The following is a 14346-nucleotide window of genomic DNA, read 5'->3' on the forward strand; positions in this document are numbered from 1 at the left end:
GCTCATTAATTATAGCATATAATCATTTCTCTTTCCCATGTTCCTATGGTACTATGCTCTTGTAAGCAAAAGCACAACAACTACCAAGCCGAGAAAAGCTTACGATGGCAGGGCATGACCTGCAGAAAGGAAGGCATATCATGTTAGCAAATCTTTTTGGATGGACGAAAATGGAAGAAGTTACTGAGGCACAGGGTGCATGTGGAACGGCATGCGGCGCCGGCAAGAAAGAAGAACCGTCGAGCGCATGCGGTGCTGCCAAGCCGGAAGAACCGTCGAGTGCATGCGGTGCTGCCAAGCCGGAAGAACCGTCGAGCGCATGCGGTGCTGCCAAGCCGGAAGAGCCGTCAAGTGCATGCGGCGCTGCCAAATAAGCCGCTAAAAGAATTGTAATCAGCAGATGCCAGTAAAAACCGGAAATGGAGGAACAGGATCATGGCAAAGTATTTCGCTTTCCAGTGGCATATCACGGAAGAATGTGATCAGAGATGCAAGCATTGCTACATTTTTGCAGAAAATGCCTGCAAAACGCTCAAAAGCATGAAATGGGAGGATATGCAAAAGGTGGTGGCGAATGCGGAAGATTTTTGCCGGACATTCGGAAGACTCCCGTATTTCTACATCACCGGCGGTGACCCGATTCTCCATCCGGATTTTTGGCAGCTGATGGAACTCCTGAAGAGCAAACATATTCCCTTCACGATTCTTGGCAATCCGTTTCACCTGACCAAAGAGAATCTGAAACGCCTGAAGGAATGCGGCTGTGATAAATACCAGCTTTCTATCGATGGCATGGAAAAGACACATGACTGGTTCCGAAAACCGGGTTCTTTCCGGGAAACGCTTGAGAAAATTCCGATGATCAATGAAGCGGGCATTACCTCCGTCGTGATGACGACGGTCTCTTCTGTCAACATGAAAGAAGTACCGGCTATCATTGATGAAGTTGTCAAATACAAGACTGCGGTATACGCATTCGCAAGATACGTGCCGACCGCTCCGGATCCCGCCAAAGTGCCTGCCCTTTACGCAGAAGCAGAACGGGCAGAACACGGCAAAAAGATGACGGGCATCACGCCGGCAGAATACCGTAAATTCCTCGGCATTGTCGATCAGAAGTACAAACAGTACGAAAAAGATCCGTCCTGTGAGACCTATTTCAATCGCAAGGACCATCTTTGGACTCTTTACCGTTATGAGCAAGGCGAGTTCAAACTTCCGGACTGGGCAAAAAAAGGCATGATTTACGGTGGCTGCAATTGCGGCAACTGCCATTTGACGATTCTGCCGACTGGTGAAGTATATGCCTGCCGGCGTGTCGCAGAAAGCGGCCTTGGCAATGCCCTGAAAGACAGACTCGCAGACCTCTGGCTTCATCAGGCAGAGCAGTATCGCGATTACCAGAAATTCAGTAAGTGCTCAAGATGCAAGCTTCTGGCATGGTGCCGCGGCTGCCCTGCCGTAGCCAAAGGAACTTACGGCAGCTTCTATGCGGAAGACCCGCAGTGCTGGACCGATGTTGATGGTGTGATGAAGGTGGAGGGATGAAACGATGGAATTAATGGAAGCAATGAAGGGAAGACGCTCTGTCCGCAGATTTCAAGACAAATTGGTACCAAAAGAAATGATCCGGAAAATCCTGAAGGCCATTGACTACAGTCCCAATGCCGGCAACCGCAATTCCATCCGGGCTGTCGTTCTGACCGACCGCATGGAAATTGACTACATCGGCAAGGCACATACCACCGTGATCGAAAACTTCAACAAAGGCATTGTCACCTTGCCGACGGAAAAAGCGATCGAAGCATCCCGCAGCGCCTTTCACAACGCGCCGATGGTCGTGGCCCTGTTTGGCCCGAAAAACTTCTATTTTTCCCCAGCCGATGCCTACATCATCGCCCAGAATATCGTGCTGGCAGCCTATGAACAGGGCGTATCCACCTGCATCGTCGGCGAGGTCCTGAATTCCATGGGCACCGCCAAGGGACAGGAACTGCAGGCAAAATTTGGCATCCCCCAGAATTTTGCCCCGCAGGTCTACATTACGATGGGTTACTGCGCAGGCGATTATCCAAAGGCGCCAAAACGCCATTATGCAGAAGTACTTTACCGTTGATGTCGATAAGGAGGGTCAGCTGATGTTTGGACCGCAGGGCACGGATTTCATGGCCCTTTCAAAGCAGCGCCACACCGTGCGAAAATATTCCCAGAAGCCGGTGGAGCAGGAAAAAGTCAAAAAAATCTTGGAGGCCGGGCGCTGGGCCCCGACGGCCGTCAATGCACAGCCGCAGAGAATCCTGGTGCTTAACACACCGGAAGAGCTGCAGAAAGTCAAGGATTTCTGTACATTTGGCTGGAAGAAGAAATATGTGGATTTGGCTGAGGAAAGCGATACAGTGGACCATAAGCATATCGTCATCTATTATGGAGCACCTCTTGTGCTAATGGTCTGTTACGACAAAAAGGCCTGCTGGAAACACCCCGAAAGCGGGACAGAGAGCGGCCAGACCGATGCCGTCATCGTAGCGACCCACATAATGCTCGAAGCTGTGAGCTTGGGCCTCGGAACCGCTTGGATCAGCTATTTCGACGAGCAGAAAGCAAGGAAAAGCCTGCATCTGCCTGATGACTGGCAGCCCGTCTGCATGCTCTACATCGGCTATCCGGCAGATGATTACCAACCAAATCAAAAGCTGTCTACACGCCGCAAACCGCTAACGGAAACCTGTTTCTTCGATAAGGTCGGCTGAAGACAGCGAAAATGAATATCGGCAGATAGGCGCAAACGGCCCTGAAAAAGTCCAGTACTGGACTTTTTCAGGGCCGTTGCTTATCGGTCAAAAGTAAAATAAACCTCTTTATCGTGTATCAACCGGCAGTTTGCCTCGTCCGTAAAGCTAAGCCTATTAGCTGGTCGGTCTTATCTGCCAAAAACAGCGGTATGTTCAGCAGATTATCATCCAGTCGCAAATTATTCATAGAAAAGCGAACGCGCAGTTTTGTCTCGTCCGGATAAGTATCTGCATACTTTTGCAGACTGCGGCTCTTGATATTGGTGTCTGCTTTGACCTCAATTGGGATGATATCGTTTTGTCGCTGAATAACGAAATCGACTTCATAAGGCGGATTAATACGAGACCAGTAACGCGGACAAAGTTCAAATTGTGGTATCAACGATTGCAGCACAAAATTCTCTGTCAACGCGCCTTTGAATTCTGTAAACAGACGACTGCCTTCGCGAAAAGCGGACGGATCGAGATGTGACAGCCGCCGCAGTACGCCAACATCCATGAGATAAATCTTAAAAGCGCCCAAATCATCATACGCCGATAAAGGCAAGCCAGGGGCCTTGATGCGGAATATTTTATAGACCAGTGCTGCGTTGACCAGCCATTGCAAAGCATCTTCGTATTCGCGCGCCCGTGCCCCAGGTTTGACGACATTATACAAAAACTTTTTGTTCTCGCGTGCAAGTTGTGACGGCAGAGATTGCCAGATCAGGGAAATCTTCGGATATTCCCGTGGTTCCGGATGTTTGGCAAAATCGCGTTCGTAAGCAGTCAGAATATTGAACAGCGTCATCTGTACCTGCTCCGTATCTCCGGTTTCTATCCAGCGCTTCACGACTTCCGGCATACCTCCCGTGACATAATACATTTTCAGCTTTTCTGCCAGCGGATTAAAAAAAGGTGCCGGGATTGGTTCGATCGAATCCAGATGCTGCAAATAACGGACCAAGTTCTCGCTTCCGGTTGCCATAAGAAATTCTAGAAAGTTCATCGGATAAACAGAGAGAAAATCTACCTGCCCTACCGGAAAAGAGGACGGCTTCGCTAAAGTAATGCCCAATAAGGACCCTGCACAGGCAATGTGGTATTCTGGCGTATTTTCATGAAAATACTTGAGAGAATTGAGCACTTCCGGTGAATCCTGGATCTCATCGAAGACAATTAAGGTCGTTTTCGGATTAATCGGTTGGCCGATGGCCATGGACAGGTTCGGCAGCAGACGACGTACATCTTTGGTGCTAGTGAAAAAGTCACGGTATTCCGGATTTTCGTCAAAGTTGAAATAGGCCATATTCTCATAATAACGATGGCCAAACTCCTTCAAAAGCCACGTCTTGCCAGACTGACGCACCCCTTTGAGAATCAGCGGCTTGCGGTAGGGCGATTCTTTCCACGCCACCAGGTCTTCCATAACGAATCGTTCCATACAAATCACTTCCTGAAATCAATAATAATGTGATAGGTTACACATTATTATATATAATTATGTGATTTTTTGCCAGTTTTTATTAAATGCCGTGTATTTTGCGGTCAATTATAAAATGCCCTAAGAATCTATGTAAGATAGGGGAGGCAGATGATATAGCTGCCAACTTTGACTAGCTTTGCAAAAATCCGTGGGGATTTCCGACTGATAGTGCTAGGGATTTTACGGTGAAGCATGATGCCCGTAAAACTAGACAGGACAAAGGAATCCCAGATGTATCGACTACCCTTTTTGACTAAACAGCTAGCAATTTTGGCTAACATGACTGCAGATTTTGGCTAACGATCCTGTTCCATTAAAAAGTAATAGAAAGCTAGTGATCATAAGGATTTTAGGCTTTTTTGCACTATTAATCCCCACCTATTTTTGCTTGTAACATCAGTTCATGCAACGTGAACAGCTAGCAATTTTGGCTAACATAACTACAGATTTTGACTAACTGTCCCGTTCCATCTAAAAATGCTAGAAAGCTAGTGATTATGCGGGCTCTAAGCTTTTTTATACCATTAATCCCCACCTATTTTTGCTCGTAATATTGGTTCATGCAACGTAAACAGCTAGCAATTTTGGCTGGATTAGTGACATCTTGCTAGGGATTTTACGGTCATAGCGGGGCGGCGGGGTGTCCCCGCGAGGCTTTAGGATGGCGTAAGCCAAAAAGTCATGAAATCTGGAAAGAGGGCGCAGCCCTCGCGCGCACACGCGCACGTGACTATTCTATACTTTTTAAATTATTCTATACTATTCTATACTATTGTTGGCTGCGGCGAACAGCGTTCTATCCATTATGTGACAAGGGTTTCGAGACTTTTTTGGGAACATATAATCCCCACCTATTTTTGCTTTATTCCCCACTTATTTTTGCAAAGTACCCACCTATTTTTGCTTTATTTCCCACTTATTTTTGCTTAAATCCCCACCTATTTTTGTAAAGCACCCACCTGACTTTTAGCCATTGTGGGGAATAAAGATGGCAAATTTGCCCTTAATCCCCACCTATTTTTGCTTTATTCCCCACTTTTCTATTGTACCAGGTGGGGATTAAATGATATACTGATAGTATCAAGAAAGAGGGGCAGGGGAGCGATATGAACATCTTAGACAGGAAGGTTTATCAGGCAAATCCGCTCATAGAAGCACGCAAGCATATGAACCTATCAGAATTGCGGCTGTTTGTCCTGGGACTGCAGGGCATCCGGCCGCACATCAAAGATGCGATTCCTCATGATCTGGACTTCAAGGAAACATGGATCACGCCATCGGAGCTGGCGGAGCTGTTCGGGGGAAATACGGCATCCATCACCAATCTGAAAAGGCATATAGACAATGCCTTTCGGGGATACATCGAGATAGACGATGAGGAAGGCTTCACTCTGTACCACATTTATCGCAAGATGCGGTATCAGAAAGACAAGGGGCTGCTGATTCAATTCGATGATGAAATTAAACCATATCTGTTGGAGCTGATGGGGAAGCGGTATACCAGTTACGAGATCAAGACGGTATTCCCCTTGTCGTCGGAGTATGCATGGCGGCTCATGGAACTGATGCTGGAGATGCAGGGATATCTGGAAAAAGGGAAAAAGCAGATATACCGCAAGCTATCGCTGCAGGAAGTCCGTTTTAAGCTTGATGTTCCGGATGACAAGTATGTTGGCAGGATTGACCATTTCCAGCTAAAGGTCTTAAATAAGCCTATCTCGGAAATTAACGAGAAAACCATCTACCATGTCTGGTATGAGCCGTATCGGGAGGGAAGGAAAATTGCCGGCTTTACCTTCTGGATGGAGTACAAAGCGGGGTATGGTCCGCTTCCTGAAGCGAAGGAAACCATCGATGTGGAGCCCATCTCGCCGGATCCGGCAGCACTGCCAGCAGCCAGGAGGTCGCCGAAAGATGCAAAGGCCATTCTCAAAGACCAAATGATGAACGGCGAGGGCTTTACTCTGATACAATTCAATTCTGTTGTAAAAAAATGGGGCGTCGAGGTGGTTGCCAAGAACTTTGCGCTTGGCGTCACGGAGGCCGATGCCAAACATCTGACGGGACGCAGCAGGAAGAAGTACATCAAGGCTTTTGTCGAGAACGACTATGCCAGCGAACGCGAGACGATGGAAGAAATCAAGGACCATGAAGCGGCGCTTGCTGTCGAGAAGAAGCAAAAGCAGGATGAGATGTCAGAGGCATTCGCGGCGCAGGGCATCACTTCGTCGGGCAAGCCGGCGCAGCCAAAGAAGCCGCGAAAACTGACCGAAGAAGACCTTGACAATCTGCTTTCCATCGTCGCTTACTCGCTCACACATGGCGGGATCATCAAGCCCATCGTCAAGACGATTCAGGCCTATGGCTTTAGGGATGAAAAGGAGTTTATCAAGAAATACGCTGAGCGGCTGAAGAAGTATTAAGCTATGTGAATATCGACCAGAATAACAACAACGGCCTTGAAAAAGTCCAGTACTAGACTTTTTCAAGGCCGTTCATTTTTGTCTGATATAAATCTGATTTTACTTCGTCAGTAAGAGTTTGCAGACGGAGCAGCCCATGAGCTTCAAAGAATAGCCAAGGGCGCGTTCGTCAAAGTCAAAATGCGAGTCGTGGTGACCGGCGGCGAGGTCGGCACCGACCATCATGTAGGCAGCCTGACCGCCGTGCGACTGGACGCGCTCCATGAAGTAGGAGAAGTCCTCGCTGGCACCGAAGGGGCATTCGCCGACGACTTTGTCGAAAATGCCGAGGCTGTTGGCTTCTTTTTCGAGGAAGGCTGCGAGTTCCGGCGAGTTGCTGCCGCCAGCAGCGCCGCCGACTTTTTCGATGTCGACTTTGACGTCGTACATCATGGCTGCGGCCTTGATGATGCGTTCAGCCTCTGTTTCCATGAAATGGTTGATTTCGCTCGTCGCACCGCGCGTTTCCATGCAGAGCAGGGCCTTGTCGCCAATGACATTGCGGCCGCTGCCGGCATCGAGTCGGCCGACATTGATGCGCGAAGCACCGGCCGAATGGCGTGAAATGGCATGGAGGTTCAGGGCTGCGCAGGCCGAAGCGAGCAGGGCGTTTTTGCCCTGCTCCGGTGCGGCACCGGCATGGGCCGGCACGCCCTTGAAGCGCGCATCGTATTTGCTCGTCGCGAGGAAGCCCGTGACATTGCAGGCAACCGTGCCAGTTTTTCTCATCTTAAAGCCAAAATGCGCACCGAGCATGTAGTCGACATCGTCGACAATGCCGCTTTCGACCATGGCATGTGCACCGCGCACGCCTTCTTCTGCCGGCTGGAAGCAAAGCTTAATCGTGCCGCGCAGCTGGTCTTTAAGACTGGCCAGGAGCTTGGCAAGGGCCAGTCCGACCGTCGTATGGCCGTCATGGCCGCAGGCATGCATTGCACCTGTGTGGCACGAAGCAAAGCCCTCTTTGTTTGCGCGGTGCTCCGGCTCTGCCGTCTCCGTCACATCGTTGGAATCCATATCAAAGCGGACACCGACGACAGGACCGTCATCTGAGAAATGCATGATGCCGAGCACGCCCGTACGGCCGCCGGTCATTTTTTCAACCCAGGCTGGGTCAGCGCCTTCTGCAATCGCGCGTTTCTGTTCCTTTGCAAGCTTTTCCGCTGAAGGAACGCCCATCATAGCTTCCTGCTTGATGGTATCGGCGCCTGTCTTAACTTCATAGCCAAGGTCCGACAGCGTTTTGGCCACTTTCGCAGCCGTGCGGAACTCCGTCCAACCCGGTTCCGGATGTTCATGAAGGTCACGGCGGCATTTGACCATCGCAGCCTGCTCTTCATCGGCAAATTTCAGGATTGTTTCTTTTAAGTCCATCAAAAATCACCTTCCAAAATCAATTATATCACGGCAAGAAAAAAAGGTGCTGACGAGCAGCACCCATAAATCAAATCAGAACAGCAGGATCAGCATGCCGACCGTCAGAGCGCAGAGCATCGGAATCGCATTGCGCTTCGTGATTTCCATCGGGTTGATGCCGGCGATGCCAGCACAGATAATCGTTGCACCGGCAATCGGCGACATCGTACGGCCCAGCGTACCGCCGAGCGTCGCCATACTGCCCATCTGGACCTGCGTCATGCCAAAGTCCGGAGCATACGGCGTGATAGCTTCATTGAAGGCGAACGTCGCTGCATCGCCGGAACCCGTGAGCAGGCCGAGCAGGAACGGACCGAAAGCTGCGCAAATCTTGACGATGGCCGGATTGTTGAGCATGGCGTCGATAAACCATTTGACAAGGCCGATGGACGTAAGACCTGCAACGAAGACGCCGGCAGAAATGATGATGCCGATAATCTTGCCATAGGCTTTGCCCATGCCGTCGAAGAAAGCATCACTGAGATCCTTTGGCTTCGTGCGCGTGACGACAAGTGTTAGGATTGCACCAATAATCATGGCCTGCGGAACACCCATTTTGAAAATCGGCACGAGTTTCGTCGAACCGAGCAGCAGGATGACGATAGGAACGACCGGCATCAAAGCGTAGAGATAATTGACTTTGAAGTTTTTGTCAATCTGGAGGTGTTCAGGAACATGGCCTTTATCTTCCTTAAGGACATGTGCGATGACCGTGATGCAGATGGTGGCAACAATCAGGGAAGCAATATTGGCCTTATAATGGAAGGCAATGACATCCATGACATCGACACCGGCAATTTTGGCGACAAATGGGTTGTGCGCGAGGCCTGGGTTCAGCATACTGCCGTATGTACCGCATTTTACAGCGGCAGCGGCCAGAGCAGGACCGACGCCAGCAGCCATGAGCAGCGGAATGAAGATAGCACCAGCCGCAGCGGCCGTGCCAGCAGCACTCGGCAGGGCAATGTTGACGAGATACGTGCAGATGACAACGCCCGGAATCAGGAAGAAGCGTACACGCGAAATGACGGACGCCATGGCGTTAATCAGGTGCTTATCACAGCCCGTGAAACGCACGGCCATTGCAAAACCCATAACCGAGCAGACTGCCTGAATCAGGCCGCTGTTGGTCATGCTCTTAGCAAAGGCGTCAAGTGCTGCCATTGGCACGCCGCCAATCGCAGCCATGAGGATACCAGAACCAATCAGCGTGATGCGCGCATCGGCTCCCTTGACAAGTGCGACGACTACGGCACAGACGATGACTGTACCCGCAATCAGCATGAGAGTTACCATGTAGTAACTACCACCTTTCCTTTTCGCTATAGAATTATAATTGCAATGCATGATAGCATTCTGTTTCATTATAAATTTCATAGTTACGCGTGTCAATATATTGAAAGTGTTTCTCGTTAAGTATACAATAAAAGAAAAATGATCAGAATATGCAGATTGGGGGCAATATCACTATGATTTCCCAAAAACGACTTGAAGAACAGTTTGCCACGTTAAAACATATCACGGCCGCGGGCAGGGGCATTAACCGGCTGGCTTTTTCGGATGCGGACTGGCAGGGGCGCGATTATTTGATGCAGCTCATGCGGGATGCGGGGCTGACGCTGCGCGTGGATGCGTTTGGCAATGTCATTGGGCATTATGCGGGCAGGGATGAGTCGCTGCCCGCTGTCATGTGCGGCTCGCACGGGGACAGTGTGCCGGAAGGCGGCAATTACGACGGCATTTTCGGCATTTTGTCGGCCATCGAGACCGTCCGCAGCATGCATGAGGAAGGTTTTGTTCCCGACCATCCCATCGAAGTCGTGCTCTTTATGTGCGAGGAATCGAGCCGCTTTGGTGCGGCGACGCTCGGCAGCCGTGCCATGCGCGGCGAGCTCTCGCAGGAAGACCTCGACCGTCTGCAGGACAAGCAGGGCCACAGTCTGCGCGAAGTTTTGAAAGCGCGCGGACTCGACCCCGACCATATCGAGCGTGCCATCTACAAGAAGCCGCTCAAAGCTTTCCTTGAAACGCATATCGAACAGGGCAAAGTCCTGGAGCATCGGCAGGTGCAGATTGGCGCCGTGACGGGCATCGCCGCACCGACGCGCTTCCGCGTTTATCTGCATGGCAGTGCCGACCACAGCGGGGCCACGCCGATGAATCTGCGCCATGACGGCCTCTGCGCAGCGGCTAAAATCATCACGAAGCTTGAGGAACTCGCTGCCAGCGAGACGAGTGCGCCTGTTGTCGGCACGGTCGGCATCTGCGACGTGACGCCGGATGTCATGAACGTCATTCCGGGCGAGGTTGACCTTGGCATTGACATCCGCAGCATCTCGGCCGCGGCAAAGAAAAAAGTCGCCGATGAGCTCAAAGCTTACATCAAACAGGTGACAGACGAACGCGATATCCCCTGCGACATCAAGCCCGTCAGTGACGAAAAACCTGCAGTCATGAACAGACATATCGTCAAGCTCGTCTCGGATACAGCTGCAAAACTCGGCTTCACGCATATTGAAATGCCGAGCGGCGCCGGCCACGACAGCATGCATTGGGCTGAATACGCCCCAACCGGCATGATTTTCATCCCGTGTCGCGACGGCATCAGCCACAATCCGGCCGAATATGCCTCGCCCGAAGACATCGCTGCCGGTGCCAGCGTCTTCAGCGAAGTTATCCGCACACTTGCCTAGAAAGATTTTTCTTTGTAACGGTACCTCAAGAAAAAAGGGGCTGTGCCTTCGTGAGGAAATCACGTACACACAGTCCCTTTTGTGGTATTATAAACAGCATCCCTAAGAAAAATTCGAGGGATGCTGCGAGATAAAGAGGAAATGTTGATACATTTGCAGAAGAATAATGACTAGTTGCTCCATACAACAATGAAGCAACACAAACAGATGGAAGAAGGTATAATGATGAGTGATCTGTCCGAAAAAGATTTAAAAGCTTTAAACGATAAAAATGCAAAAATCGAGGCCATCCTCAATAAAAAGGCCGATGAGCTTGCCAGCGATGATGAGATTGACTCCATGATGAACAAAGTCGCCGATAAGATTGTCGCGAAAGTCGACCTTGGCGACATGGTCCGCCAGATTGTCGGTGTGGCAGCAGATGAAGAAGAACAGCATCAAAAAGAAGTCACGAAAGAGGGCAATCCGGCCAAGCCGACCGGCACGGCCGGCGAGGAAATGCTCGCGCGCATGAATGAGAGCCATGCGGCCCTGACGATGTGGGGCCTTTCGCACTTTGACTGGCGCGGCGACGAAAACGTCCTCGACATCGGCTGCGGCGGCGGCGCCAACCTCAAGCACATGAGTGCGCGCATCAAAACGGGCCATCTGACAGGAGTGGATTATTCCAAAGTATCCGTGCAGGAATCGCGCAAGCTCAATGCCGACGACATCGAAGACGGCAAAATGGACATCCTCGAGGGCTCTGTCGAGAAGCTCCCCTTTGAGGACGACAGCTTTGACAAAATCACGACGGTCGAGAGCTTCTACTTCTGGCCAGACCCGCCGGAAAATCTCAAGGAAGTTTACCGCGTGCTTAAACCAGGCGGAACATTCCTGCTCATCGCCGAGATTTACGGCCGTCCGGACCTCAGTGATGCTGTACAGGAAAATATCATCCGCTACCACCTTTACAACCCGACTCCTGAAGTATTCGGCCGCATTTTCCGCGAGGCCGGCTTTACGAACGTCGAGATCCATATCGAATCGACCGAAGGCTGGATCTGTGTCGAAGGTAAAAAGGAATAAACGGACAGCATAATAGCCTAGGCGGCTCTGACAGCTGCAGGCTTTAGCGACTTCATCAAAAAACAGGCATGCCATGAAATTTTCTTCATGAGATGCCTGTTTTTGTATTGTTCCCCGACTATACTGCTTTTCAGTCCATCGTGGTCTGCCAGTCGGGCGTGTGATAGGCGGCAAAACAGCGTTTGATTTGTTCGGGACTGTTTTTCTCGAGCGCAAGGTTTTGCGGGAGCTCCCCTTCCGCAAAATACTTCGCTTCGGTCGTCTCGATATTGGGCTCAAAAGAGCCGCCAAGGACCCTGCAGAGCGAGAAAATCTTGATGACGCCATAGGGATGATTGCGTTTATTGTGCTTACGCCAGTCGTCAATGGCAATGACGCGGGTGATGGCGACGTCGAGGCCCGCTTCTTCCTTGACCTCTTTTATGGTGTTGTCCGCGACCGACTGGTCAACGTCGCACCAGCCGCCGGGCAGCGACCACTTGCCCGTGCCTTCATGGACGAGCAGGATTTTGCCATCCTGAAAGACAGCGGCGCGTGTATCGATCTTCGGCGTCTGATAGCCTGTCTCATTGCAGAAAAGGTCCTTGACCTTAGCAAGCAGCAGATCGGCCTCAGCCGCCATCATCTCTGCCGCGATGTCGCGCAGCTCCTGATAGCGCTCAAGCTCAAAACGGTCATGGCTGTAATACAGCCCCGCCTGCGCAATACTCTGGATTTTCGCAATCCAGTCAAGCCACTGCTGTTTAGAAGATATATTTTGCTCTGTCATGGTGATAGACCTCTTTTTCTGTTTGCTATGTGCATTCTCGCCTTGCTGTATGCACGTTACGTCATTTTGCTCCGCCTTGCCACAATTTTATCAAGGATTCTTTTCGTTGAGCTCTTCGACAAGACTCGTCGGCAAAATGATGCTCGTCATGCCGTAAACAAAGGCCGCCAGCTGATACGGCTGATAAATCAGGCCAATCTGACCGTGACCGGCCAGGAAGAAATTGCCGCTTAAAGGCGTATCGGCATATTCGCTGAAAAGATCGTACTTTGGAATGAGCTTGCCGCTGATGCTGAAGACAGGCAGATTATAAATGCGGTCGGCATCATCCGAGCTGATCTTCACGAAATCGCGGATCGAAACGCGTTCGCCGTTTTCCTTGTCGTACGTCACGCCCCGATAGTGCGGCATGCCGTGAGCAGCGCCATGATTGTACGTCCAGACACAGAGAATCAGCGAGACATAGCGCTGACCTTCGTACTTGCACTGATATGACGTGCTTATTTGGTCATAATGATAGCCCAAGCCGTACCTCATATCGTCGAGCTGGCTGCGGATATCCGCATTGATCTTCACTTCGATGGCAGCATCATCCTTCAGATGCACATACGGATACTTCATGTCCGCATTTCCTGCCGTCATAGTCTCAACGCTGGCTTCCGCCGACGGCACGGCGGCCGGCAGCGACGACATCCCCATCATCATCGCAGTCAATGCTGCGGCCAGAAAAAATTTCTTCTTTCGCAAGAAACTCCCCTCCCCACAATTAAGGATACTTTCATTTCTTAACGAAAGAATTCGCCAAAGAGCGGCATCTTCCTGCCAACTGACTATACTTGACGTGCATTTTCGGTTGGAGTTTTTGTGAACTGCCTGCTCAGTTTCAAGTTTTTGCGTACCAAGAGAAGAAATTTTCTGTATTCTTATCGCATCCATATGACTTCTTCCTCGAAAAAAGACCGTTTTCAGCAAGAAAATCAGCATTTTCCCTGCTGAATCGGCGTCAATTGGCCGGTTCAGTTCGCAAAAACTCCAAACTGAGTTCGTCAAAGCTCCAAGCCGTACGCAGAAACTCCAAACTGACGATAGAGAAAGGTGTCGCAATCGGTTGTAGACCAACCGGATAAAGCCCCCCCCCAATTTCTGTGGATAACTCTGTTGATAATCTGTGCATAACATGTTGATAACTATCACTTCCTGTGCATATTTCAACCTTTTTAGACACCTTTTGACAACCAAACGCGACACCTTCCAAAATTTGACAACCGATCGCGACACCTTTTTCGCTTTGTATTTTGGCCCTTTTCAGAGCAAAAACCTAGACACAGCAAGGCTTTGCGGGTTTGCAATTTTTCATTTTGGGCTTCACGTTTTTCGGTCACAACCGGACGCGACACCTTTAAATGCAGCGTTTTTGGGCAAGAATCCAGTAATAGCAAGGCTTTGCGGGCATTTTGGTGCCACAACCTTTTTAGACACCTTTCAACCAAACGCGACACCTTTCCTTCACAACCGAACGCGACACTTTTTTAAAACATAGAGATCATGCGGGTTTGCGGCCACAACCGAACGCGACACTTTTCACCCTACTATACTATACTTAATACTATAAGTACTAGTACAGAGAAAAAAGAAAAGTGTCTAAAAAGGTTGTGAGCATCCCTTCTGTTTCATTTCTATC

Annotated in this window: 12 protein-coding genes; 7 read left to right on the forward strand and 5 right to left on the reverse strand. The window is 50.2% G+C overall.

Going from position 1 to position 14346, the window contains the following annotated elements; translation table 11 throughout:
* Nucleotides 1–140 precede the first annotated feature (140 nt).
* The 4 genes from acgA (at nt 141) to ACI4OH_RS05605 (ending at nt 2750) form a co-directional block, all read left to right on the forward strand.
* Nucleotides 141–374, forward strand: a complete 234-nt coding sequence (acgA, locus tag ACI4OH_RS05590) for an ACGX-repeat peptide (RefSeq protein WP_439784354.1) — start codon at nt 141–143, stop codon at nt 372–374.
* Between the two features lie 61 nt (nt 375–435).
* Nucleotides 436–1548 (forward strand): radical SAM/SPASM domain protein, ACGX system, encoded by a 1113-nt coding sequence (gene acgM, locus ACI4OH_RS05595; RefSeq protein WP_439784355.1) that lies wholly within the window; start codon nt 436–438, stop codon nt 1546–1548.
* A 4-nt stretch (nt 1549–1552) separates the two neighbouring features.
* Nucleotides 1553–2116 (forward strand): nitroreductase family protein, encoded by a 564-nt coding sequence (locus ACI4OH_RS05600; RefSeq protein WP_435721755.1) that lies wholly within the window; start codon nt 1553–1555, stop codon nt 2114–2116.
* Between the two features lie 22 nt (nt 2117–2138).
* A complete protein-coding gene (locus ACI4OH_RS05605) occupies nt 2139–2750 on the forward strand; it encodes a nitroreductase family protein (RefSeq protein ID WP_439784356.1) in 612 nt (203 codons plus the stop codon).
* Nucleotides 2751–2868: 118 nt separating this feature from the next.
* Here the strand turns inward: ACI4OH_RS05605 and ACI4OH_RS05610 are convergent, their stop codons facing one another.
* A complete protein-coding gene (locus ACI4OH_RS05610) occupies nt 2869–4215 on the reverse strand; it encodes an ATP-binding protein (protein WP_435721753.1) in 1347 nt (448 codons plus the stop codon).
* Nucleotides 4216–5363: 1148 nt separating this feature from the next.
* On the opposite strand from ACI4OH_RS05610, the gene ACI4OH_RS05615 reads away from it, so the two are divergent.
* Entirely contained in the window at nt 5364–6680 is a 1317-nt protein-coding gene (locus ACI4OH_RS05615) for a replication initiation protein (RefSeq protein ID WP_439784357.1), read from the forward strand.
* A 99-nt stretch (nt 6681–6779) separates the two neighbouring features.
* Here the strand turns inward: ACI4OH_RS05615 and ACI4OH_RS05620 are convergent, their stop codons facing one another.
* Nucleotides 6780–8093 (reverse strand): amidohydrolase, encoded by a 1314-nt coding sequence (locus tag ACI4OH_RS05620; protein WP_439784358.1) that lies wholly within the window; start codon nt 8091–8093, stop codon nt 6780–6782.
* Between the two features lie 75 nt (nt 8094–8168).
* Nucleotides 8169–9419: a C4-dicarboxylate transporter DcuC gene (gene dcuC, locus ACI4OH_RS05625; protein WP_435721806.1), complete on the reverse strand. Its 1251-nt coding sequence runs from the start codon at nt 9417–9419 to the stop codon at nt 8169–8171.
* A gap of 185 nt (nt 9420–9604) precedes the next feature.
* On the opposite strand from dcuC, the gene ACI4OH_RS05630 reads away from it, so the two are divergent.
* Complete coding sequence (locus ACI4OH_RS05630) at nt 9605–10828, forward strand: M20 family metallo-hydrolase (protein ID WP_439784359.1); 1224 nt, start codon at nt 9605–9607, stop codon at nt 10826–10828.
* 222 nt (nt 10829–11050) lie between these two features.
* Nucleotides 11051–11896, forward strand: coding sequence for a class I SAM-dependent methyltransferase (locus ACI4OH_RS05635; protein ID WP_439784360.1), 846 nt, complete (start codon nt 11051–11053; stop codon nt 11894–11896).
* Nucleotides 11897–12026: 130 nt separating this feature from the next.
* Here the strand turns inward: ACI4OH_RS05635 and ACI4OH_RS05640 are convergent, their stop codons facing one another.
* Nucleotides 12027–12665: an NUDIX hydrolase N-terminal domain-containing protein gene (locus ACI4OH_RS05640; protein ID WP_439784361.1), complete on the reverse strand. Its 639-nt coding sequence runs from the start codon at nt 12663–12665 to the stop codon at nt 12027–12029.
* Between the two features lie 90 nt (nt 12666–12755).
* Nucleotides 12756–13412 carry a polysaccharide deacetylase family protein gene (locus ACI4OH_RS05645; RefSeq protein ID WP_439784362.1) on the reverse strand — a complete coding sequence of 219 codons (657 nt, stop codon included), beginning with the start codon at nt 13410–13412 and terminating at the stop codon, nt 12756–12758.
* Between the last annotated feature and the right edge of the window lie 934 nt (nt 13413–14346).

It is taken from the genome of Mitsuokella apri (assembly GCF_051886055.1).
Classification (GTDB): Bacteria; Bacillota; Negativicutes; order Selenomonadales; family Selenomonadaceae; genus Mitsuokella.

What these genes read in the sequence shown, in the direction of transcription:
- acgA (WP_439784354.1), top strand. Translation starts at nt 141, where the DNA reads ATGTTAGCAAATCTTTTTGGATGGACGAAAATGGAAGAAGTTACTGAG.
- acgM (WP_439784355.1), top strand. Translation starts at nt 436, where the DNA reads ATGGCAAAGTATTTCGCTTTCCAGTGGCATATCACGGAAGAATGTGAT.
- ACI4OH_RS05600 (WP_435721755.1), top strand. Translation starts at nt 1,553, where the DNA reads ATGGAATTAATGGAAGCAATGAAGGGAAGACGCTCTGTCCGCAGATTT.
- ACI4OH_RS05605 (WP_439784356.1), top strand. Translation starts at nt 2,139, where the DNA reads ATGTTTGGACCGCAGGGCACGGATTTCATGGCCCTTTCAAAGCAGCGC.
- ACI4OH_RS05610 (WP_435721753.1), bottom strand. Translation starts at nt 4,215, where the DNA reads ATGGAACGATTCGTTATGGAAGACCTGGTGGCGTGGAAAGAATCGCCC.
- ACI4OH_RS05615 (WP_439784357.1), top strand. Translation starts at nt 5,364, where the DNA reads ATGAACATCTTAGACAGGAAGGTTTATCAGGCAAATCCGCTCATAGAA.
- ACI4OH_RS05620 (WP_439784358.1), bottom strand. Translation starts at nt 8,093, where the DNA reads ATGGACTTAAAAGAAACAATCCTGAAATTTGCCGATGAAGAGCAGGCT.
- dcuC (WP_435721806.1), bottom strand. Translation starts at nt 9,419, where the DNA reads ATGCTGATTGCGGGTACAGTCATCGTCTGTGCCGTAGTCGTCGCACTT.
- ACI4OH_RS05630 (WP_439784359.1), top strand. Translation starts at nt 9,605, where the DNA reads ATGATTTCCCAAAAACGACTTGAAGAACAGTTTGCCACGTTAAAACAT.
- ACI4OH_RS05635 (WP_439784360.1), top strand. Translation starts at nt 11,051, where the DNA reads ATGATGAGTGATCTGTCCGAAAAAGATTTAAAAGCTTTAAACGATAAA.
- ACI4OH_RS05640 (WP_439784361.1), bottom strand. Translation starts at nt 12,665, where the DNA reads ATGACAGAGCAAAATATATCTTCTAAACAGCAGTGGCTTGACTGGATT.